The organism is Xenorhabdus szentirmaii DSM 16338, assembly GCF_002632585.1.
GTDB classification, from domain to species: Bacteria; Pseudomonadota; Gammaproteobacteria; order Enterobacterales; family Enterobacteriaceae; genus Xenorhabdus; species Xenorhabdus szentirmaii.
Window position 1 is genome coordinate 1359788 of sequence record NZ_NIBV01000001.1, and the last position, 23164, is coordinate 1382951.

Sequence of the window (23164 nt, forward strand, 5' to 3'; positions counted from 1 at the left end):
AACAGCCAAAAAAATAGATTAATCACTCAGTTCGCTTTTTATAGAAAATAATTTCATAACACAATCAGTGATATTGATTTTACCCGTATCATGTCACAGTTTTATGACAGAAAAATTTTCTTTTTCGTACAGTTTATTTTTCGTTTTTGTTTTTTTATGGTCAATTAACCAGAGTGATAAGATTAGAAACGAATTATTTATTCCTAATTTAATTGTGGTTAATAAGAACAGCTTATATGAATGACAATAAATTGGATAAGACTTTAATATCTTTGATATCAATGGCAAATAGGATATTGGTATATGGATGAGTGGGAAATTTTTCAGGATGATTGCGTTATTCAATAAGTTAAGACGTTCGATTATTAAAATCGCAGCATAACCTTATTGATTATGCTGCGATTACCATAACGCTTAATCCGTGTTGAGCATGTTACTTCACGAGTGCGTTGGACATTTCTTCTTTATGTTTTTTCTCACCGAACATAACGATTGCCAACAGCAGAATAGAAAGAACACAACCAGAAATCATGACAATAAAGCCGCCATTCCAGCCTACGAGGTCAACGGTGAAACCAACGATGGCACCGGCCGACACTGAACCACCCAAATAACCAAACAAACCAGTAAAACCAGCGGCGGTTCCTGCTGCTTTTTTAGGTGCCAGTTCAAGAGCATGCAAACCAATTAACATTACCGGACCATAAATCAGGAAACCGATAATAATCATGCAGGCCATGTCAATAATTGGGTTGCCTGCTGGGTTCAACCAAAATACGACAGTGGCGATAGTCACTAATATCATAAAGAAGACACCAGTTGCGCCACGGTTGCCGTTAAACACTTTGTCAGACATCCAACCACACAGCAGAGTACCTGGTATGCCTGCGTATTCGTATAAGAAATAGGCCCAAGCATATGACTTCACGTCAAAATGCTTCACTTCTTGTAGATAAGTCGGTGACCAATCAAGAATGCCGTAACGCAGCAAGTAGACGAATATGTTGGCAAATGCGATCAACCACAGCAATTTATTAGGTAGAACATACTGCATGAAAATTTCTTTTGCAGTCAGCTCTTTTTCATCTTTTTCCGTATAATCAGTTGGATAATCGTTTTTATATTCTTCGATAGTAGGTAAACCACAGGATTGTGGTGTATCACGCATCAAAGCAAAGACTATCAGGGCGACTAAAATAGCTGCTAATGCAGGCATATATAGTGCGGCTTTCCAGTCATTGAACCAAGCCATACCCAGTAGGAACAGCAATGGAGGTAAGCCACCTCCGACGTTATGGGCGCAGTTCCAGACAGATACTATCTTGCCACGCTCTTTTTGCGACCACCAGTGAACCATGGTGCGCCCACAAGGAGGCCAACCCATACCCTGGAACCAGCCACAGAGGAATAGCAGGACAAACATGACTGCGATGCTGGAAGTTGCCCACGGAACGAAACCCATAAACAGCATAACGGCTGCGGCCAGTATCAGACCCGCAGGTAAGAAATATCTTGGGTTTGAACGGTCTGAAACGGAACCCATAATGAATTTTGAGAATCCGTATGCAATTGAAATCGCTGACAGTGCTGTGCCGAGTTCGCCTTTGGTAAAACCTTGCTCTATTAAGTAGGGCATTGCCAAGGTAAAGTTTTTCCTTACCAGATAATAGGCAGCATAACCAAAGAAAATCCCCATAAAAATTTGCCAGCGTAGGCGCTGATAGAGTGGATCTATCTGTTGATCTGCTACCCGGGCTTTATGAGGCGCTGGTTTAAAAATACTTAACATGTTTGTCTCCACACGACTTTTGTATGAGCACTTTATCACTGTTGAACAGCGATGTTATTAAACGAAACATTTATACTAATTATTTTCCATATCGAAGATAATATTAGCTAAAACAATCTTATATAATTGTGAGGTATCGCTAACACATGGGGATAATTTCGTGAAAATGTGATTTTGAGCGATTTATTTTCTTTTTTAAATACAAATTTTTTGCATTATTGTGATGAGAGTCACAATAAACAGCTTTATTTTTTATTTTTGTCTATTTTAAGTTCGTTTTTTTTCTTTATCGCACAAAGGCCTATTATTATTAAGGGAATTATTTAGTGTGCAGTATAAGCATCAATTTTTCTAAATATATTTCAAAGAGATATAACACTGTATAAATTTAATTTAATAAACTAATGTGGCTGTTATTTTCACGTCTTAACAAATATTGTTGTTTATCGGATACTATAAATCGAATAATATCTTTATTTGTCTATTGTGATTCTTTTTTATTTACATGTTTTGCGTTTTTTATGCATAGGATTACAAATAAAGAGTTTGAAATTTAAATTCAAAATAATGGATATTACTACAAATAGTTACTCATGCTTGTGGTCGTAGTTTCCGTACAATGCTTGGTAACTGTTTTTTCAGTAAATTATAACAATATCAGTACATTGGGTGGTGTGATTCAGGCGGTATAGGCGTAATACGGTCTGCTTCACGACAAATAACCATCCTTATATAAGTTGATTTTAAAATTGATAAAAGATTACAAAATAATACTAATTAATATATTCATTAAATTATAAATATTTTTTTTATTTTATTTTTTTACGATTCAGTTAACGTCAACACGAGGTGTTTATAAATACTGAGTGTAGGCCAACGCTGAAAGATAAAGACTACCAGCACAGATGCTCCATTCATCATAAAAAGTGATGAGTCCGGTGGAGCTCAGAATGAGAACATCATTATGAATACTTACACACACAAGGCAATATTACACACAGCATTTACTGGACAAAAATTTTCCCCTGCTGGCCCATCTGAAATGGAGGGCAAGATCAGTTATATGACAGCAGAGCTAGAACCATGGTTTAAAAATGTACCCTCTCGGTTAGCTGAATTAGCCAGAATTCTACCAAATGACATTGCGATTTCTGATTCATATGAAATGCTGACATTTAGTGAATTAAATCAACGGATTGAGAGTGCCTCACATATTTTGCGCAGTTACGGTGTCAAAATGGGAAGCAATGTTGCAGTTGCGGCCCAAAGGGGGATCTTATGGTTTGTCACCATGCAGGCCATTTGGCGGGTTGGGGCAGTGTATATCCCTCTGAATACCATGATGCCGGAAAAACGTCTGAATGATATTCTTGCCAGTCTGCCTGACAGTATTCTGGTTTCTGATGATACCGTGTCGGCAGGTCTTAAGGCATCAACCTTAATTCCGATGAAAGTTATCTCACAAAACATCAATGAGACAACCGAATCACCAGAGGTTGTGTATGTTCCGGAGTTAGGGGATCACCCGGCTTATGTTATGTTCACTTCAGGCTCTACCGGATTGCCAAAAGCAGTACAAGTACAACATGAAAATCTGACGGCTTGTTTATGTGGTTTTGGTAAATTGCTCTCAGTCAGCCAACGTGACCATATGTTGGCACTGACGACTTTCTCTTTTGATATCTCAGTCCTGGAATTGTTGCTGACGGTTGTTCATGGTGGCAGTATCTATATTGCTTCAATTGACACTCAACGTGATGCGATGGCGTTATCTGAAACATTGTCAGACCCACGGTTTACCTTCGCTCAGGCAACACCTGTCACTTGGTCGATGGCATTGAATGCCGGTTGGAAACCTCGCCCTGAAATGGGCATGCTGTGTGGTGGAGAAGCGTTATCACAAGATCTCGCTGATCAATTAACGGCAACCGGCGGTACACTGTGGAACGTTTATGGCCCAACGGAAACCACGATTTGGTCAACAGCGTTTCGCATGAAAAAAGGGGATAAGGTCCAATTGGGAGGCCCTATTCCCGGAACCAGCATTACGATTGTAGATAACTTCCTGCGCCCGGTCCCTAAAGGTACTGTGGGTGAAATCCTCATCGGAGGGTTAGGGGTAACAGCGGGGTATCGCAATAATCCGACTGAAACGGCCAAAAGATACGTTCCTGATATGACCCAAAAAGGCAAAAGGGCCTATTTGACAGGGGACATGGCGCGCATGCTTGAAGATGGTTCTCTCATCTATATGGGAAGACAGGATGATCAGGTGAAAGTGCGGGGATTTCGGATTGAGTTGGGGGAGATTGAAACCGCATTAAGAAAACAAGAAGGTGTGCAGGATGCCATTATCCGCGTAACGGGCAGTGGGGATTTTGCCAAAATCCAAGCATTTGTCCTGTTCCACCAGAATATGGTTGTTGCAGAGGATTGGGTACAGGAAACTCAAGTGTCGCTCCGTGAAGTGCTGCATGAAGCGTGGATACCGACTGAATATTTCCGCATTCCTTTTATTCCGCTGACAAGCAGTGGTAAAAGAGATAAAAAACGGCTGGAAGACGTTGCGGAACGCTTGAATGCAAGTAATAACGCGATACAGCCGCAAACAGAAACAGAACAGCGTGTCTATGCCATCTGGCAGGATTTGCTGGCAACGGATTCGTTTGGCATTACTGATGACTTCTTCCAGATTGGCGGGCATTCCATCCTGGTTGCCCGCATGGTAGAGAATATTGAAAAAGTCTTTTCGGTGAGGATACCCACTTCCGGCATTTATGTTGAACCGACGATTGCCAGAATCTCCTCCATTCTGGATGAAATGATAGCCATGAATCAGGAAAATCCGGCTCAGGTCATCGGAAATTATCATAGTGAAGCGTTAATCCGTCAGCATGCTGAAACGCTGAGAAATGATGTTTATCTGAAGGAGAGCATTCGCCCTGATGGACTCGTTCATGCAAATTGGTATCAACCTGATACGGTATTGTTGACGGGTGCAACAGGATATCTTGGCTTGCATTTGCTGGAAGAATTATTGAAGCAGACCTCAGCCAGAATTATCTGCTTATGCCGAGCATCAGATGCTGAGCATGCACGTGACAGGATCAAGGCAGGGTTTGATAATTATCAGATTGATGTGGGGAATGGGCTTGCCCGGGTAGACTTTGTGATCGGTGATTTGGGTCAGCCCCGTTTTGGTTTGCTGCCGGAAGTGTGGGAGCTACTTGCCGAAAATGTCGATGTGATTTACCACAATGGTGCTCTGGTTAATTTCATTTATCCATATAGCGCACTGAAAAGCATCAATGTGGATGGCACCAGAACGGCATTGGAGCTTGCCAGTACTGCACGTTTGAAACATTTCCACTATGTTTCTTCCGTCAATGCGCTGTTTGCAACCGAATCTCCTCGTCCCTACATGGAAGATGACCGTGCCATGAGTGAATCGGTGCGTGATCCTTCCGGTTATTCAGGCAGCAAATGGGTGTCGGAAGGCATTATTAATATCGCCCGCAAACGGGGAATGCCAGTCAGCATCTATCGGCCAGGCTTAATCCTTGGTCACACCCGTACCGGGGCGGCACAAGGAAATGATTATCTTGTCGCATCCCTGAAAGGTTATCTGGCAATGGGCTTCTATCCGGATCATGCGTTATTGCTTGATATTACCCCCGTTGATTATGTGGCGGCATCGTTGGTACATCTTTCCAAGAAACCGGATTCAAATGGGAAATTCTTTAACTTGTTCAATCCTGAGCAAGTTTCTATCCGGCAGTTTTTCGACTGGGTACAAGACTTTGGTTACATTCTTAGTCCTGTACCGTTTGATGAAGGGAAAGAAAAGATCCTTGCGTTAGAAGATTCACATCCGCTGTACCCCTTGATCCCGCTGATCAGGGATATGACAGAAAGACCTTATCGGGCATTGGATCCTGCTTATATCAATGAGATCCGCCCTGAACTCGAATTGAAAAATACGTTGGCAGGATTGAATGGCAGTGATATCCGTTGTCCGACAATTACAGCTGAATATGTCCATCAGGTACTGAATTATCTGATTAGTACAGGCTTCTTGCCTGCTGTTATCCCAGAAAGTTTCAAAGAGGAGGCCGTAGCATGAAATCCCTCACTAAAAATGACGCTATGAATTGGATGGTTGTCATCAATGCTAAAAAACAGTATTCAGTTTGGCCTTCTGAATATGAAATTCCTATGGGATGGATGGCAATTGGCAGGATGGGTTCAAAGGAAGAATGTTTGAACCACATTGCAGTAATTTGGCCTGAACCAACAAAGCAACAGGCCATAAACTAATTATTAATCATCGTTATCAATTATCGTTAATCATCACATGGGCATATCCCTCAGGGGGATGCCCATTTTTGGTGCTTACACATCGCGAAATCTGTCAATGGCAGATTGACATACCCACCATGCAAGAAATGAGAATGCCTGATAAGTTTACTGGTGTGATCGGTAGATCCAGAGGAATACATTTTAATAGTGAGTCAAATCGAAGTGCTATTCGCCTCATTCTGTGAGTAGAATGCCTCAATTATTGGTGCTATAGGGTGGAATGAAATGTGGATTTGGGAACAGGAACATTGGCCTAATTTCCAATGGGATGTGCATATCCTGAGCCCTATATTGCGGGAGATTCATTTTAACCAGAGGCTATTGTCAGGAAGAGTCGAAGTTGAAAGTGTAGAGCAAGCGGCCCTGGATAATCTTCTGGCCAATATCCTCTATTCCTGTGAAATAGAAGGTGAAAAGTTGAATGCAGCGTCAGTGCGTTCATCTTTGGCAAATAGATTGGGTATTAATGACATTAATCCTTATCCCACCAATAAGCTGTCCGATGGCATGGCTGAAATTGCCTTGGATGTCATAGAGAAATGTGACGAACCGTTGTCGCTCGAACGTATTTTGCAATGGCATAACTTGATGTTTCCTGACGGTTATACTTTATTTAATCCCATCAAGGGCGGGCAATTACGGCATGGGAGTATGCAAGTTGTCTCCGGCAGAATAGATAAGCCCGTTGTGCATTTTGAAGCACCTCCTGCCGAAAGGTTGCGGGGAGAAATGGCAAAATTTATCGTTTGGTTCAATCAATCCCGCAATGAACCTAGTCTTGACTCAATCTTGCGGGCTGCAATCGTACATTTATGGTTTGTCACATTTCATCCCATGGAAGATGGCAATGGGCGCATTACCCGTTGACAGACTTAGTATTGGCACAAGGAGAAAGCCGTTCAATCCGGTTTTATGCCATGTCAGTGAGTATTTGCGAACGGCGTAAACAATATTATGAAATATTGGAACAAACCAAGGTCCTTAACAAAATGCTCAATGATGACTTTCAGCAGGGTATTAATAGCAGTCAATATCAAAAAATGGCTCAAGTCAGTCGTGCAACAGCGACTCGCCATTTAAATCACCTCATGGAACTTGGATGCTTGAAAAAAACAGATGCAGGTGGTCGTAGTACACGCTATGTGATCCATCATTGTTGAATCTGACTGAAAATAACTCTTCTTCAGAGCGGGATGGCCCGCTCTGAAACGATCAACTCTTTTTTGCTGCGTTCAATAAAGCCAATCCTGCCCTATTCGGTCTGCTGCCAGAATGGCGGCATAAACCTGCTCAGGTGTCACTGTGAAAGGCATATTGTGGATAGTTTCACCCTCAGCACAGCTTGCAATAGCGACCTGCATAATTTTTTTGTGCAATTTTTCGTTATCACGCAGTCCTAACTGTTCCAGTGTGATCGGCAGCCCCATTTGCGTGCAGAAATCGAGAACGGTCTCCAACTCTTCATTGGGGCTATTTTCCAGTACTAATTGCGTTAGAGTACCAAATGCGACTTTTTCACCGTGATAGAGATGATGGCACTCTTCCAATAGGGTGAAACCATTGTGGATGGCATGGGCGGCAGCCAGCCCTGAGCTTTCAAAACCGACACCACTGAGATAGGTGTTCGCCTCAATAATATTTTCAACCGCCGGTGTGCTGACCCCTGCTTCTATCGCGAGTTTTGCCTTGTAACCGTCTTCCAATAAAGTTTCATAGCACAGTTTTGCCAGAGCCAGCCCTGTTTTGGATGCCAGACCCCCTGCCATTGTTGGTTTATGGGCGGCACTACTTGCCCGGGCTTCAAAATAGGTGGCCAGAGCGTCTCCCATTCCGGCAACAAACAGACGAACAGGTGCTTTGGAGATGATAGTGGTATCCACCAACACAATGTTGGGATTTTGCGGATATACCTGATATCTGTCGAACTCACCCAATTCAGTATACAAGACGGAAAGCGCGCTGGTTGGTGCATCGGTAGAGACAAGGGTTGGCGAAATAACCACGGGTATTTGGGATTCATACGCAACCGCTTTGGCAGTATCAAGCGTTTTTCCTCCGCCAATCCCAATCACTGCCTGACATTGATTTTCAACTAAAATGGCAGACAAACGTAGGATTTCGTTCTGGCTGCACTCGCCATGAAAAAGCTCAAAATGGCTGGTGACATCATGTTCTTTGAGACTATTGTCGACGGCATCCCCAATAAGACTCATCACGAAATTATCGGCAATCACGAAAACATGGTCAGCCAGGATTTTGGTGTATTGACCGATGTGGGATAAGGCATCTGGCCCTTGAATATATTTGGATGGAGACTGGATCACTTTCAGCATAAGAAATATTCCTTCTTCACTGGAAACGAGTTCAATGAGAACGAGTTATGGAGAGTTACTATACCGGTCTGGAGCGGGTTGCCCACGGCTTCTACCAAAGTGCGTATTGACCTGCCCAACAACACTATACGGCAAAATATCCAGAGAAGTTATGAGTAAAGACAGGAAATGAAGTATTTAAAGTGGAAATAAAGTGGAAAATTATTCCAGAACCGTGATTGGGCGTTGGTGATTTTGATGTGGAAAGCTCCCTCCGATATGAGGAGGGAGCCATGATATCAGGCTTGGGCCGGCGTTTTTGCGTCTGTTTGAGTGAAAAAATATTTCAGGATTAAATTCAGCAGAATGCCGTAGGCTGGCAAAAAGAAAAGCATGCAGATAAATAGCTTGAATGCATAATCGATCAACGCAATTTCGACCCAGTGTGTGGCCATAAAGGCATCGGTGCTGCGGTAAAATGCGATGAAGAAAAAGGCCAGCGTATCCAGCATATTACCGAAAAACATGGCTGCGGCAGGCGCTATCCACCATCGGCGCTTCTGGCGCAGACGGTTGAATACCCCGACATCTAATATTTGCCCAAGTGCATAAGCCATGAAACTTGCAGCGGCAATGCGGGCGACAAATAAATTAAACGTTCCCAATGTTTCGAACCCTTGCCAAGTTCCCTGGAAAAATAGCACCGATATCAGATAAGAGATCAGTAATGCTGGCATCATGACCGCGATGATAATCCGGCGAGCCAAAGGCGCTCCATAAATACGCACGGTGAGATCAGTCGCTAAAAAGATAAAAGGGAATGTAAATGCTCCCCAAGTGGTATGAAATCCAAAAATAGTGATTGGCAATTGCACCAGATAGTTACTGGAAGTAATGATGAGGACATGAAACAACGAAAGCCAGAACAGTGCGGTGATCCGTTGTTGTGCGGTTAATTGGAACATATTGTACCTTTTTGATGGTGGGGTGAGGGAACCCAAAAAAATAAATAAGCCTGAAAAATCAGACTGAATGCGGATCATACGCAAATTGAACAATAAAAGTAAAGTACGGCAGTTGTCGATATTTTGTAATATAATCCACCGCCATAGATTGTTTTAAATTACAGAGATTGTTATGTCCGATGTTTTTGCCAATCCCGATAAAACACTTGATACATTGGGATTACGTTGCCCAGAGCCGGTAATGATGGTCCGCAAAACAGTCCGCCATATGACAGCGGGCCAAACGTTACTGATCATTGCTGATGATCCCGCGACAACTCGCGATATTCCGGGATTTTGTCGTTTTATGGATCATTCTCTGATTGCTCAGGAAACGGAAAATACGCCTTATCGGTATCTGCTCAGAAAAAGCGAATAAGTGGTGAAAATAAAAATTCGGGCATCAATGAGTGGCAGAAAAAGAGAGTCGTGCTAGGCTTTAATAGTGGCATTTGGATGTATTTATCACCTCGCTGAATGCTGTGGTTTCTTTTTCCTTAATAGCAATCTTGAGTTTTGGTAATTTTGAAAAGGTGCGTTGGTTGCACCTTTTCAATTTGTTGTTTTTTCTGGTCGTATTTTCCTGCTTTTAGCTTTCCTGCTATAACTTCTGGGATTTTATTCTTAATAACCGAATCGCATTTGCCGTGACTAAAGCTGTCGCCCCCGAATCAGCCAGAACCGCCATCCACAATCCAGTGATCCCCAATAGGCTGGTGATGAGAAATATTGCCTTTAATCCCAACGCAATGGTGATGTTTTGGCGGATGTTGTAATGGGTTGTACGGGATAACGCGATCATTTCAGGCAAACCCGTCAGACGGTTATGGGTTAGCGCGGCATCAGCTGTTTCCAGCGCCACGTCTGTACCGCTGCCCATGGCTATCCCAATGCTGGCTGCTTTCATGGCCGGAGCATCGTTGATGCCGTCACCGACCATCATGGTATTGTGTTTTTGATTCAACTCAGTGACTGCCCTGACTTTATCTTCAGGCAGCAAGCTTGCGCGATAATCAATGCCTAGCTGATTTGCAATGGCAGCCGCCGCACGTGGATTGTCCCCCGTTAGCATGACCGCCTCAACACCTTGCCTTTTCAGGGCACGGATAGCATCAACGGCATCCTGACGTAAAGTATCCTGCATGGCAATCAGCCCCATAAATTGCTCACCTTGCATGATAGCAACGGCGGTTTTGCCGCCGTTTTCCAATTCTGCGACCTTTTGCTGCCATTCTGCTGACAAAACATCCTGCGGTAATCTTTCCGGGGACGAAACCAGAATTCTTTGCCCCGATAATTGCCCTTCGACGCCGATCCCGGCCAATGCCTTGCGTTGTTCAGCCTCAACGATGGTTACACCTCTCTCTTCCGCCGCATTAAGAATGGCTTTTGCCAGTGGATGATGAGAGCCACTTTCTACTGAGCCTGCCAATGCCAATAAGGTATCGATTCCGACCTGTTCAACAGGGACAATTTCCGTAACCCGTGGTTTACCTTCAGTCAGCGTGCCTGTTTTATCCAGCGCGATGGTTGTGACTGAACCCAGTTGCTCTAATGCTGCTCCTCCCTTAATCAAAGCACCACGTCGTGTTGCTGCTGCCAGTGCGGAAGTAATTGCCGCAGGGGTAGAGATAACCAATGCGCAGGGACAACCAATGAGCAACAGGGTTAACCCACGGTAAAGCCAGGTTTCCCATGAGCCGCCAAAGAGCAGCGGTGGGAGCAGGACCATCAGTACGGAGAATGCAATAATCAATGGAGTATAGATACGACTGAAGCGATCGATAAAACGCTCAATGGGGGCACGGCGCTCTTCTGCTTCTTCGATCAATTGGAGAATACGGTCAATGGCATTGTGCCCGGGCTCAGAGATCACCTTCATTTGCACTGCGCTATCAACAGAAAGACAGCCGGCGGAAATTTTTTCACCTTGCTGCCGTTCAATTGGGATGGATTCACCGGTCAGGGCACTTTCATCAAAACTGGCAAACGGGCTGAGCAACTCAGCGTCACTGGGCAAACGCCCGCCCGGCGCAATTTCAATGATATCGCCGGGACGTAGCTCAGCGGCTGATACGGTTTCCTTTTTGCCGTCTTTAACCAATAAAGCTTGGTCAGGTACTAATGCCATCAGAGCACTGACACCGCGTCGAGCACGTCCGGCGGCATAGGATTCCAGAACTTCCCCCAACTTGAACAGTAAAATAACCATTGCCGCTTCTGAGGTGGCATCAATGAACAAAGCCCCAATCGCGGCAACACTCATTAAGGTTTCAATGGCAAAAGGCGTACCGGAGCGCATTAATTTGATTGCTTTAGTGGCAACCGGATATAACCCGAACAGCGTGGTGATGATGAACGCAATTTTGCCGGTGGGGGCACTGACTGCCGATATACCCCAACTGATGAGCATTAAGGCGGTAAGGATCAGGATGGGAGAAAATGTTTTCCAGTGGCTTGTGGCAGGAGGCAACTGGGTGGTTGAGCCGGTTTCTTTAATTTCAAAGCCTGCTTGTTTTACGGCTTGTTCAACGGAAGCTCTAATATCAATATCAGAATCGACAACCAATTTTTCTGTTGTAAACAGTACCTTGACTTGTTTTGCTTCTGGCAGTTTTTTTACGGCGTTTTCGATTTTTCCTGCGCAACTTGGACAATCCATTCCCTGAATAATCCAGTTAAAACGTTTATTGGCGATTAACTTTAAGGGAGCGTTGTCTTGTACGGCATGTGCGTGATCATGCAAGCAATTTGCCCCTGTTTTTTCATGTTTATGCCCATGATCATGGCTATGTCCGTGGTCATGGCTGTGATCGTGCCCATGATCATGACAATGAGAGCCGTGGGAGTGAGCGTGTTTTTTATTGTTCAAGTCATGTAAGTGATTACTTACATTATCGGTATCATCATGATGCTTTTGTTTGTGTGTAGGAGATGGATTGTGCTCTGATTGTTTATGTTGTTTGGTGTTGGAGAACATCGGCAACCTCTCAACTAGAGTTAATTTAGGTGAATATATTAACTCTACACTCTGGAGCTAACTCCAGAGTCAAATCCATTAAGAGGGATTTTTTGATAATTTGTGCTGTCTGAGATGAAATCTCATTATCAAAGCTTCCCTCTTTGAAATGTTATTTTTTCAATAACCGTCAGATAACGAAATTAATTATAAAAATAGTGATCGAATAATTAAAAAATGCCCGACAAAACCACAAACCGCAACGATGGCTTTTGAAACCTTAAAAGGGAAGCGGTAATGGTCAATGATTCTGATACAGTGACCAAGAAGCAATAAGAGTGCGCCAGCCATAAGAGAAAAGCGGTTTTCATTGCTGAGTGAAAAATATTGTTCGCAAGCGACCCAAACCATAATCAGTGCCATAACGAAGTTATCTATGACACGCCAACGCATATTATCAAGACGAGTCCAGATGATGAGTATGACGGCAACACCCACAGCCAGTATGATCAGAGGAAGCGGGAAGAAGAAACTGAAACCATTGTGCAAGGCAAAACTGATTGTGTACAACAAATAGCTCAGGAAGAGTGTGATAAATGATAAGAGTAAGTACTTACTAGGGAGCATGCGGATTGTATCAGAGAGTAAGGCGGTGAGAAGGCCCGCAATAATCAGGTAACCAGAAATCTCAAGCCCGGGCGCCTGGCATGCCCACAACAACAAAAGCAACATTGTGACAGGGCGGAAAAGCCACTGTTGCCAACGTAAATCACGATAAGCTGCATCAATGTATAACCATCCGGAGAAAAACACAGCAAGAAATGGCCAACTCATATTTTTCCTTTCCTTAATGTTCAACGTCCAATATCTGCATGAACAGACATGACTATTTATGGTGGGTGGTGCGGAGAATACAACGTTTAATTATTATTAACGAATGGATAACGTTTTATTATCAAATGCAAATAACGTCAATGAGTAATTGGGCTGAACATTCATTGACGTTATTTATTCCCGTTAATTACCGGAAGTGAACAAAGGGAGGGGGAAATTATTTTTTTTCTTGTTCCTTTTTCCGTTCTTTTTTCTGCCAGTTTAATAGTTCAAAGACGCCGAAAAAGAAAATTTTGGTTTGAAGAAAAGCAGACAGCTTCTGGCCCTTAGGTTGGGTATGTTTCAGCAGCAGTAACTGAAATGCATGCATGACCACCGTGAATACCATGGCGATATCCATGAAATACTTCAATGGCTTAGGGAAGGGCTGAAAGAAATTAAAGATCATGATCCCCCAAACAAAAATCATGAGAACTCTTCCTAATTGGATAAACATCATCAACTCCAAGATTGTGATTAAGCGGGTCAGATACCAGAAGGCTGGTGGCGAATATATAATCGATAAGCAACTTGGCCGGCAACTTTTTCCCGGTGTAACTGCCAGTTTGCAGGAACTTCTGTTGCCGCAGTTTCTGATTCTGCTTCAACATAAATCCAGCTTTCTTCTGCCAGCCAGCCATTGGTTTCCAATAAATGGATTGTTTCCGCTAACATGCCCTTGCGAAATGGGGGATCAAGAAAGACCACGTTAAACGGCATTCCGGTTCCATTGAGATATTGCAAGGTATTGCCCTGCACTACTGTTGCATTTTCAGCTTTCAATAAGGCCAGATTGTCTGATAGCTGCTTCGCAACATGGCGGTCATATTCAATCAGGGTCGCATGATCTGCATAGCGCGATAAAGCTTCAAAGCCGAGAGCGCCGCTGCCTGCAAAACAATCCAAACAACGTGCTTCCTGAATTATCGGCATAAGCCAGTTAAAGAGTGTTTCACGGACACGATCCGTTGTTGGACGTAGCCCGTCACTGTCTGGAACGGGTAATTTTCTTCCGCGCCACTTTCCGCCAATAATGCGGATTTGCCCCAAAGGTGCGCGCTGTGCTTTTTTTGTCATAATTTAAAATACGTGAAATGGAGAAACTCATTGATTAATTTACCACGAAATCCTCGATAGATATGTGTTGTGGTGTGATGAAAATGTTAGACTGGATTTTATCACCGTTAGATTCTATCTCAGTGGGCATATTTATTGATAACGCCATAATTAACCGCGAGGAGTGTAGTGGCAGATGGCAAAAGAGAAAAAAAGAGGTTTCTTATCTTGGTTCGGACTTGGCCGACAAGATAAGCAACAACAAGAGCAGGCTGAAAAAGAAAAATTGGCAGCAGAGGAAGCCGCCCGCCGTGTAGCGGAAGAGGAAGCTGAAAAACAGCGTTTGCTGGCGGAAGAAGCGGCCCGCCGTGCAGCGGAAGAGGAAGTTGAAAAACAGCGTTTGCTGGCAGAAGAAGCGGCTCGCCGTGCAGCGGAAGAGGAAGTTGAAAAACAGCGTTTGCTGGCAGAAGAAGCCGCCCGCCGTGCAGCGGAAGAGGAAGCTGAAAAACAGCGTTTGCTGGCAGAGGAAGTGGCCCGCCGCGCAGCAGAAGAGGAAGTTGAAAAACAACGTTTGCTGGCGGAAGAAGTGGCTCGCCGTGCAGCGGAAGAGGAAGCTGAAAAACAGCGTTTGCTGGCAGAGGAAGTGGCCCGCCGTGTAGCGGAAGAGGAAGTTGAAAAACAGCGTTTGCTGGCAGAGGAAACAGCCCGCCGCGCAGCAGAAGAGGAAGCTGAAAAACAACGTTTGCTGGCGGAAGAAGTGGCTCGCCGTGCAGCGGAAGAGGAAGCTGAGAAACAGCGTTTGCTGGCAGAAGAAGCAGCCCGCCGCGCAGCGGAAGAGGAAGCTGAAAAACAACGTTTGCTGGCGGAAGAAGCGGCCCGCCGTGTAGCGGAAGAGGAAGTTGAAAAACAGCGTTTGCTGGCGGAAGAAGCTGCCCGCCAAGCTGAAGAAAAAACAGCATTACCTAAAGAACAAGAGCGTCCGGCGAAAGAAGGGTTCTTTGCCCGTTTGAAACGCAGTCTGGTTAAAACCCGTCAGAATTTTGGCTCAGGCTTCTTGGGTTTGTTCCGCGGCAAAAAAATTGATGATGAGCTGTTTGAAGAGCTGGAAGAACAGTTGCTGATTGCAGATGTGGGAGTAGAGACTACCCGTAAAATCATCACTAGCCTGACTGTGCATGCCAGCCGCAAGGAATTGAAAGATGCGGAAGCACTTTATTCTAAACTAAAAGAAGAAATGTCAGACATTCTGGCAAAAGTGGACAAGCCTCTGGAAATAGAAGGCAAAATGCCTTACGTCATTCTGATGGTGGGTGTCAATGGTGTCGGTAAAACGACAACAATTGGTAAGTTGGCCCGCCAATATCAGTCTCAGGGTAAATCAGTCATGCTGGCCGCAGGAGATACTTTCCGTGCAGCCGCAGTAGAACAGTTACAGGTTTGGGGAGAACGGAACAAAATCCCGGTTGTTGCCCAACACTCCGGGGCTGATCCTGCATCTGTGATTTTTGATGCTATTCAATCCGCGAAGGCCAAAGGCATTGATGTTCTGATCGCAGATACAGCAGGGCGCTTGCAGAACAAATCCCACCTGATGGAAGAGTTGAAAAAAATTGTCCGGGTAATGAAAAAACTGGATGAAGAAGCGCCACATGAAATTATGCTGACATTGGATGCCAGCACAGGTCAAAATGCAGTAAGTCAGGCTAAACTATTCAATGAAGCTGTAGGATTGACGGGGATTTCACTGACCAAGCTGGATGGTACAGCGAAAGGCGGTGTTATCTTTGCGATTGCCGACCAATTCGAAATCCCGATTCGCTACATTGGTGTAGGGGAAGGCATTGAAGATCTCCGTCCATTTAAGGCTGACGATTTTATTGAAGCTCTTTTTGCCCGAGAGGATTAATCATTAATGATTCGCTTTGAACAGGTCAGTAAAGCTTATCTGGGAGGGCGGCAAGCGCTGCAAGGGGTGGATTTTCACCTGCTTCCGGGAGAAATGGCATTTTTAACCGGCCATTCAGGTGCCGGTAAAAGTACACTTTTAAAACTCATCTGTGGCATTGAACGTCCGAGCGCGGGGCATATTTGGTTTTCAGGTCATGACATCAGCCGGTTAAAATCCCGTGAAATTCCTTTTCTGCGTCGTCAGATCGGCATGATTTTTCAGGATCACCATTTGCTGCTGGATCGCACGGTATATGAAAACGTTGCTATGCCATTGATTATCTCCGGGGCGAGTACTGAAGATATCCGCCGACGAGTATCTGCGGCACTGGATAAAGTCGGTCTGCTGGACAAAGCGAAAAACTTCCCCATCCAACTTTCTGGCGGGGAACAACAGCGCGTGGGCATTGCCCGCGCGGTGGTGAATAAACCTACGGTCTTACTGGCAGATGAACCCACAGGGAATCTGGATGGCGAATTGTCTGAGGGGATCATGCGTCTGTTCGAGGAGTTTAACCGGGTTGGTGTCACTGTGCTTATGGCTACCCATGATACTGCGCTTATTGAACGAAGAAATCACCGTATCCTGACCCTGAATCAGGGGCGTGTGCAAGGAGGGCATCATGGCTAAGAATGTCCGTCATCCTGCGAAAAAAACACAATCAGCAAAATCCAGGTCGCTGAAAGGCGGATGGCGCGTTCAATCACGCTATGCGTGGAAAAGTACCTTGTCAGATATGCTGCGTCAGCCATTGGCGACGCTGTTGACCATCATGGTGATTGCTATTTCTCTCACCTTGCCGAGTGTATTTTATATTGTCTGGAAAAACGTCAATCAGGCAGTGATTCAGTGGGACCCCATTCCACAACTCACGGTTTATCTGGATAAATCACTCAGTGACAATGGCGTTAATCAGGTGATTTATCAGCTAAAAAGCATGGATAGCGTAAAATCGGTGAACTACCTTTCCCGTGAAGATTCGGTCAATGAATTTCGTGCCTGGTCTGGTTTTTCCAGTGCCCTGGATTTATTGGAAGAAAACCCTTTGCCAGCGGTGGCGATTGTCTCCCCTAAATTGAGCTTTCAGGGAGAACAAGCCTTAATGGCATTACGTGATCAGGTTGCCCAGATTAAAGGCATTGAAGAAGTCAGAATGGATGATAGCTGGTTCGCCCGTTTGAATGCATTGACGTTGCTTATTGGCCGTATCGTGGCGGTGGTTGGCATCCTGATGGTGGTTGCATTGCTTTTGGTCATTGGCAACAGCGTCCGCCTGAGTATATTTAGCCGCCGTGAAACGATTAATGTCATGAAGTTGATTGGGGCGACAGACGGTTTTATTCTGCGCCCTTTCCTCAATGGCGGGGCTTTGCTCGGTTTTCTGGGCGCTCTCTTTTCTCTTCTGCTCTCAGCTTTGTTGGTATGGAAACTGTCCACGGTTGTCACCGAAGTGGCGAGTGTCTTTGGAACGAGTTTTGAGCTGAATGGCTTAGGGTGGGATGAATCACTATTGTTGGTACTCATTGCAGGTATGATTGGGTGGATCGCCGCATGGTTTGCGACAATTCAGCATTTAAGGCGTTTTAGGCCAGAGTAAAAGATTTAAGTGAACTTTGGTGCTTAATTGCAGTCGAAATCACCGTTATGAATTTGTATTGACACACAGACAAATTAGACGATTTAAATATGATCTTAACGGTGTTAAAGTAGACATATCTCTGGCTTGAATAAACCTGAATCGGTAGATTGAGCTAAACTTAAAAGACCGTCAATTTGGATCTGATTTTGAGAGAATTTGAATGACAAAAGAAATGCAAACTTTAGCATTAGTTCCACAGGGCAGTTTGGAAGGGTACATTCGTGCTTCCAACGCTTATCCTATGCTTTCCGCAGAGGAAGAAAAGGAACTGGCAGAAAGGCTGCATTACCAGGGAGATCTGGATGCAGCGAAAAAGCTGATTCTTTCTCACCTGCGCTTCGTTGTTCATGTTGCCCGCAGTTATGCTGGTTATGGCCTGCCACAGGCGGATTTAATTCAGGAAGGCAATATTGGCCTGATGAAAGCGGTTCGTCGATTTAATCCGGAAGTCGGTGTACGTCTGGTTTCTTTTGCTGTTCATTGGATTAAGGCAGAAATCCATGAATATGTATTGCGTAACTGGCGAATTGTGAAAGTCGCAACGACAAAAGCCCAGCGCAAGCTGTTCTTTAATTTGCGTAAGGCTAAACAACGTCTGGGGTGGTTCAGTCAGGACGAAGTTGATCTGGTTGCCCAAGAATTGGGTGTAACCAGCAAAGATGTCCGCGAGATGGAATCACGTATGTCAGCGCAGGATATGGCATTTGATATGTCTTCTGATGATGACAATCATGATAGTCAGGCAGCAGCCCCGGTGCTGTATTTGCAAGATAAAGCGTCTGACTTCGCCGATGGTATTGAAGAAGATAATTGGGAACATCACGCAGCAGAAAAACTTTCAGTAGCAATGGAAGGACTGGATGAGCGTAGCCAAGACATCATCCGTGCCCGTTGGTTAGATGATGACAATAAAACCACCTTGCAGGAACTGGCAGATAAATATGGCGTATCTGCTGAACGTGTCCGACAGCTAGAAAAAAATGCAATGAAAAAATTGCGGCTGGCTATTGAAGCATAGCTATATCTGCCAATGGATTCTAAGCAGTAGCTTGAAAGGGCACAGGTGTTTTCTTCATAAAAAAGCGATAATTCATTTATCGCTTTTTTTATTGCCTTAATCTTTATCTTTGGTGTATTGAATTTCGTGAGCTGATCGCATTGAAAAGCAAGCACCAAAGAACGGAGAAATTTGCCATGAAAATTGTCATTGCCCCTGATTCATTTAAAGAAAGTTTAAATGCCCTGCAAGTCGCACAAGCGATAGAACAGGGATTCAGGGAGATTTTCCCACAGGCGGATTATGTCAAAGTGCCGATGGCCGATGGCGGAGAAGGAACAGTTGAGTCACTGGTGGTTGCGACGGGAGGAAAACGTATTTCATGTCAGGCTACCTCTCCCTTGGGTGAGGTTGTTGAAGCATTTTTTGGCCTGTTGGGTGATGGAAAAACCGCCGTGATTGAGATGTCTGCGGCATCTGGTTTGCACTTGGTGCCAATGGAGCAGCGTAATCCATTGATAACAACAAGTTATGGTACAGGTGAACTGATTCTGGCGGCGTTAGAACAGGGTGTCGAGAAAATCATTTTGGGTATTGGAGGCAGTGCGACCAACGATGGTGGTGCAGGCATGATGCAGGCACTCGGGGCAAATTTATTGGATGGTGATGGTCGTATTCTGCCATTTGGTGGCATCGCGTTAACGCGGTTGGAAAGTATAGATCTGGCTGCCCTTGATCCCCGCCTTAAAGAACTCGATTTTATTGTTGCTTGTGATGTTAATAACCCGTTGTGTGGTGAATGGGGGGCATCGGCTGTTTTTGGCCCTCAAAAAGGGGCAACACCGGAGATGGTTAAAATACTGGATGCTGCACTGTGCCACTACGGAATGAAACTTGAATCCTTGACCGGCAAAAGCATTCTGAATGCAGCAGGAGCAGGTGCGGCCGGAGGAATGGGGGCTTCTTTATTCGGGTGTTTAGGGGCTAAATTGCAATCGGGGGTTGAGATTGTTATTGACACATTGAGCTTGGAAGAAATTGTTCAGGGAGCAGATCTGGTCATTACGGGAGAAGGTCGCATTGATGGGCAAACCATACATGGAAAAACCCCCATTGGTGTTGCCCGCGTTGCCAAAAAATTTTCTATTCCGACCATTGCGCTGGTGGGCGGAATGAGCAAGGACTACGATATCGTTCACCAACATGGGCTGGACGCAGTATTTTCCATTGTGCCGGGCGTTTGTTCCCTGTCAGAAGCCTTGGGCAATGGTGCTGATAACCTACGAGTAACTGCCCGCAATATTGCTGCTGTTTGGGCTATGTCCCACACTTAGCTTTTTTTTGGCCCTGAAAAATGAGGCTTACGCTACAAAACAGATGTCTGTCCCTCAGCATTGTTGAGTCATGATGATAGTGAAGACAATAGACAACGCAAATAACAAAGCCCCCACCCAAAACACGCCTCCATAATCGTTATTGAACAGCAAAATGCTACCTACCATGGGCCCTGTGGCCATACCGGTATATCTGATGAAATTATAAAGCCCAATCACAGTTGCACGCTCCTTCATAAATTGGGTTAACAGCAAAGTTGCGTGGGTGGGTGTTGATAGCCCTAAAGTAAAGCCATATAACGCAGTCACCATAATCAATATGGCGATCCCCTGATGATATGTCATGGAAAATAATAGGATTATCCCAAGATTAAGTAAGCAGCTAAAAATCATGCCATTTCTGGGCGAAAAATAGGGGTGGATCAGGCGATAGCAATAACTGCCGGCAATCATGGCGAGTGACATGGGAATGTACATCCAGCCTATATCGGCAGGGCTGAAATCGTATTCATGATTTAATATGATGGGTAAAAAAGTCAGGAAGCAGAAGTAGCAGTAAAACAGCATAAAGCTGATATAAAAAACGGATTGGGCAGTACGATCTGACAAAATTGAGAAGAAATGAAGCGACATTCTCTGAGGATGTATTGACGGCTCAGGTTTGGTTTCTGGCAACCAAAACCAATTTCCGATAAACAATAACCCGCCTATAACGGCAATGAATACGAAAATGGCGACATATCCATTGATTTCAGCTAAATATCCACCCAGCAGCGGGCCAGATGCCGGAGCGAGAGTCAATAACATTTGATAGGTACTGATAGCTTTTGCCCGTTCTTGTTCACTATACAGATCACCAATGATTGTCGCTGCAATCACTGGAATTGCTGCAATGCCCATTGCTTGAACAATGCGAAAAAAAATCAGCCAATAAATATCGGAAACCATGGCACACCCGATTGAACCCATAACGGAGATAATCAGGGCGGGTAACAGGACGGCTTTGCGACCTTTTCTATCGGCGAGTGGTCCATACACAATCTGCATGATTGCCAAAATAAAAGTAAATGCTGAGACAGTGAGATTGACCAAAGGTAAGGAAGTGCTGAATAGCGTTTTGATCATAGGGATAACCGGAGCATAGATATTTTGTGCCAGAGAGCCAAAAAAGGCACTGAAGCACACCAAATAAAAGATCACTTTTATGTTGTGGATTGGCGTCGCGCTATTCATATTTAACATATTTAATCTCCTTTTGTTTCCATGGAAACAAAAGGAGATTAAATGATTACGGCATTTTGTAAAGATTTTTTTGCTTCTTTTTGCCAATATGCTGAAAATAGTTTTTATGGAAATGCGTTGAAACACATTCTTTTATCTTTCGTATTACAGCGTCTCTGGCAAGACTGCGGAGTGAAAGAGAAAAAGGAATAACTACCGGAAATTGCCATCAATAATGACTAGTACAACCCGTCAACGAGAGCTCCTTGCCGCAATTAACCACTTAATGCACTTAAGAAGTGGGGCCAGGCAAGGATATGATGAAAAAACACTTCATAAGCATGGGCTTGGTGGTTACTCACTGTCTGAATTACATGTTATCCAACATATTGGAGTATCGGGATTATTAAATGTCACGGCCATTAGCCAGAGGATGCAAATGACGAGGGGAGCTATCTCAAAAATTTGTGCGAAATTGTTGCTCCGTTCAGTTCTTGAAAAATCGAAAATGTCCGGTAACCAAAAAGAGACTCATTTTAGTTTATCCATTGAAGGAAAAAAGGTTTTTTCTGAACATGAAAAACTGCACAAGCTGGCAGAGGAAAAGTGGATGAAGGTGCTGGCAAATTATTCTGAGGAAGAACTGATGGTCATCAAACGTTTTATTACCGATGTGAGTGGAGCTGTGGAACATTCCCGATAACGATGAAATAACCCAGTGATAGGACCCAAGGCGTCAGAAGCCTTAACTTTTTGAATAAAACCGGCTTAACAACAGGCTCCTGACACGTTTTTGGCCTCATTCAACAACCATTTTTTCCAATAATTGTTTCTGCAATGGGAATATATTGATCGGTAAGTTTATTGATACTTTCTTCTTCTTCGTCATCTATAAAACAATCTTGGAAAAACCAAGAGATATCGGTATTTAATAATTTTGATATACGAACGAGATGAGTCAGATTAATCCTGTTTGTCCCCCTTTCATAACGTGAAAGTTGTTGTTGGCTAATACCAATCTTTTTTGCCAAAGCTGTCGCTGTCATACCTAACTCTTTCCTTTTGGCCTGAATACGCTGTCCGACTAATAGATTCGCCTCTTCCATATCTTATCCTTTTTAATCAGTAAGTTATGGCATCATCAAGGATGTTTCCCCAGAGCCTGAAAAATGTTTTATTTTCGCTCTGACATCTACTTGTAAAATAGATCCTCCCTTGACGGATTCACGACCGTGCACGGTATACCTATTGTTACATTTGATGTGCCTTGTGTTTTCCGATATGCACCTTGTTTTTTAATGACATGACTTTTTTATTAACGTGTTGTAAAAAAAACAGCCCCTTATCGTAGTAAGGTGTGCTCTTCCATGATATGAATGACATGACTCTGTTTTGTGACCATCTCTGCCACTTCCTGGGCACTTCTGCCGTATACCGACAGCATTTCTTCTCTCTTTTTGAAAGAGATAACTAACACGCTCCTAACTTTTGCTTTATGTAATTTTAATTACATATAATTAATTGATATTAAATGGTTTTGCTTGTAATAAGTAAGGTAAATAGGCAGGAAATAAAAATTTTATATACTAAACTTATATTAGTTTGCATTTTTACTCTTACTATTCCCTTTACTGAGGTTATAAACCGGACAAAATATACCAAACTGTAAACAT

19 protein-coding genes and 1 pseudogene are annotated in these 23164 nt (G+C 44.0%); 11 read left to right on the plus strand and 9 right to left on the minus strand.

The genetic code is table 11. The features are described from left to right. Positions 1–433 precede the first annotated feature (433 nt). Entirely contained in the window at positions 434–1789 is a 1356-nt protein-coding gene (gene glpT / locus Xsze_RS06275; protein WP_038240739.1) for a glycerol-3-phosphate transporter, read from the minus strand. A 964-nt stretch (positions 1790–2753) separates the two neighbouring features. On the opposite strand from glpT, the gene Xsze_RS06280 reads away from it, so the two are divergent. The 3 genes and pseudogenes from Xsze_RS06280 to Xsze_RS06290 all read left to right on the plus strand — a co-directional run bounded on the left by Xsze_RS06280 (position 2754) and on the right by Xsze_RS06290 (position 7308). Beyond that, on the plus strand, positions 2754–5912 hold the full coding sequence (locus Xsze_RS06280; RefSeq protein WP_038240738.1) for a thioester reductase domain-containing protein: 3159 nt from the start codon (positions 2754–2756) through the stop codon (positions 5910–5912). Beyond that, positions 5909–6106, plus strand: a complete 198-nt coding sequence (locus Xsze_RS06285) for an MbtH family NRPS accessory protein (protein WP_038240737.1) — start codon at positions 5909–5911, stop codon at positions 6104–6106. The genes Xsze_RS06280 and Xsze_RS06285 overlap by 4 nt, the downstream gene beginning before the upstream one ends. A gap of 267 nt (positions 6107–6373) precedes the next feature. Next, a pseudogene (locus Xsze_RS06290) lies at positions 6374–7308 on the plus strand (Fic family protein). A 72-nt stretch (positions 7309–7380) separates the two neighbouring features. Here the strand turns inward: Xsze_RS06290 and Xsze_RS06295 are convergent. Together Xsze_RS06295 and Xsze_RS06300 are read right to left on the minus strand one after the other, a co-directional pair. Next, positions 7381–8481, minus strand: coding sequence for a glycerol dehydrogenase (locus tag Xsze_RS06295; protein WP_038240736.1), 1101 nt, complete (start codon positions 8479–8481; stop codon positions 7381–7383). A 278-nt stretch (positions 8482–8759) separates the two neighbouring features. Then, positions 8760–9425, minus strand: a complete 666-nt coding sequence (locus Xsze_RS06300) for a 7-cyano-7-deazaguanine/7-aminomethyl-7-deazaguanine transporter (protein ID WP_038240735.1) — start codon at positions 9423–9425, stop codon at positions 8760–8762. Positions 9426–9597: 172 nt separating this feature from the next. Between Xsze_RS06300 and tusA the strand changes: the two genes are divergently transcribed. Next, a complete protein-coding gene (tusA, locus tag Xsze_RS06305) occupies positions 9598–9843 on the plus strand; it encodes a sulfurtransferase TusA (RefSeq protein WP_038240734.1) in 246 nt (81 codons plus the stop codon). Between the two features lie 222 nt (positions 9844–10065). On the opposite strand, the gene Xsze_RS06310 is transcribed toward tusA, so the two are convergent. From Xsze_RS06310 to rsmD, 4 genes are all read right to left on the minus strand, one after another. After that, a complete protein-coding gene (locus Xsze_RS06310; protein WP_038240733.1) occupies positions 10066–12444 on the minus strand; it encodes a zinc/cadmium/mercury/lead-transporting ATPase in 2379 nt (792 codons plus the stop codon). A 186-nt stretch (positions 12445–12630) separates the two neighbouring features. After that, the gene (locus tag Xsze_RS06315) at positions 12631–13257 is read right to left on the minus strand and encodes a lysoplasmalogenase (protein WP_038240732.1); all 627 of its coding nucleotides are present in this window, start codon (positions 13255–13257) and stop codon (positions 12631–12633) included. Positions 13258–13474: 217 nt separating this feature from the next. Further along, on the minus strand, positions 13475–13753 hold the full coding sequence (locus tag Xsze_RS06320; protein WP_038240731.1) for a DUF1145 family protein: 279 nt from the start codon (positions 13751–13753) through the stop codon (positions 13475–13477). Positions 13754–13782: 29 nt separating this feature from the next. Beyond that, a complete protein-coding gene (gene rsmD, locus Xsze_RS06325) occupies positions 13783–14373 on the minus strand; it encodes a 16S rRNA (guanine(966)-N(2))-methyltransferase (protein ID WP_038240730.1) in 591 nt (196 codons plus the stop codon). Between the two features lie 175 nt (positions 14374–14548). On the opposite strand from rsmD, the gene ftsY reads away from it, so the two are divergent. The 5 genes from ftsY (at position 14549) to Xsze_RS06350 (ending at position 20270) form a co-directional block, all read left to right on the plus strand. Next, positions 14549–16258 carry a signal recognition particle-docking protein FtsY gene (gene ftsY / locus Xsze_RS06330; RefSeq protein WP_099138731.1) on the plus strand — a complete coding sequence of 570 codons (1710 nt, stop codon included), beginning with the start codon at positions 14549–14551 and terminating at the stop codon, positions 16256–16258. 6 nt (positions 16259–16264) lie between these two features. After that, complete coding sequence (ftsE, locus tag Xsze_RS06335) at positions 16265–16930, plus strand: cell division ATP-binding protein FtsE (RefSeq protein WP_038240675.1); 666 nt, start codon at positions 16265–16267, stop codon at positions 16928–16930. Continuing rightward, a complete protein-coding gene (gene ftsX, locus Xsze_RS06340) occupies positions 16923–17897 on the plus strand; it encodes a permease-like cell division protein FtsX (protein WP_038240676.1) in 975 nt (324 codons plus the stop codon). Before ftsE ends, ftsX begins: the two co-directional genes overlap by 8 nt. Positions 17898–18099: 202 nt before the next feature. Next, positions 18100–18957, plus strand: coding sequence for an RNA polymerase sigma factor RpoH (gene rpoH, locus Xsze_RS06345; RefSeq protein WP_038240677.1), 858 nt, complete (start codon positions 18100–18102; stop codon positions 18955–18957). Between the two features lie 176 nt (positions 18958–19133). Further along, positions 19134–20270: a glycerate kinase gene (locus Xsze_RS06350; RefSeq protein WP_038240678.1), complete on the plus strand. Its 1137-nt coding sequence runs from the start codon at positions 19134–19136 to the stop codon at positions 20268–20270. A gap of 54 nt (positions 20271–20324) precedes the next feature. On the opposite strand, the gene Xsze_RS06355 is transcribed toward Xsze_RS06350, so the two are convergent. Beyond that, entirely contained in the window at positions 20325–21512 is a 1188-nt protein-coding gene (locus tag Xsze_RS06355; protein ID WP_244431842.1) for an MFS transporter, read from the minus strand. Between the two features lie 42 nt (positions 21513–21554). Between Xsze_RS06355 and Xsze_RS22085 the strand changes: the two genes are divergently transcribed. Both Xsze_RS22085 and Xsze_RS06360 read left to right on the plus strand, forming a co-directional pair. Then, positions 21555–21704 carry a hypothetical protein gene (locus tag Xsze_RS22085; RefSeq protein ID WP_156935903.1) on the plus strand — a complete coding sequence of 50 codons (150 nt, stop codon included), beginning with the start codon at positions 21555–21557 and terminating at the stop codon, positions 21702–21704. Positions 21705–21726: 22 nt separating this feature from the next. Continuing rightward, complete coding sequence (locus Xsze_RS06360; protein WP_038240679.1) at positions 21727–22194, plus strand: helix-turn-helix domain-containing protein; 468 nt, start codon at positions 21727–21729, stop codon at positions 22192–22194. 100 nt (positions 22195–22294) lie between these two features. Here Xsze_RS06360 and Xsze_RS06365 read toward each other — a convergent pair whose 3' ends face one another. Beyond that, positions 22295–22597 carry a helix-turn-helix domain-containing protein gene (locus tag Xsze_RS06365; RefSeq protein ID WP_038240680.1) on the minus strand — a complete coding sequence of 101 codons (303 nt, stop codon included), beginning with the start codon at positions 22595–22597 and terminating at the stop codon, positions 22295–22297. Positions 22598–23164 lie beyond the last annotated feature (567 nt).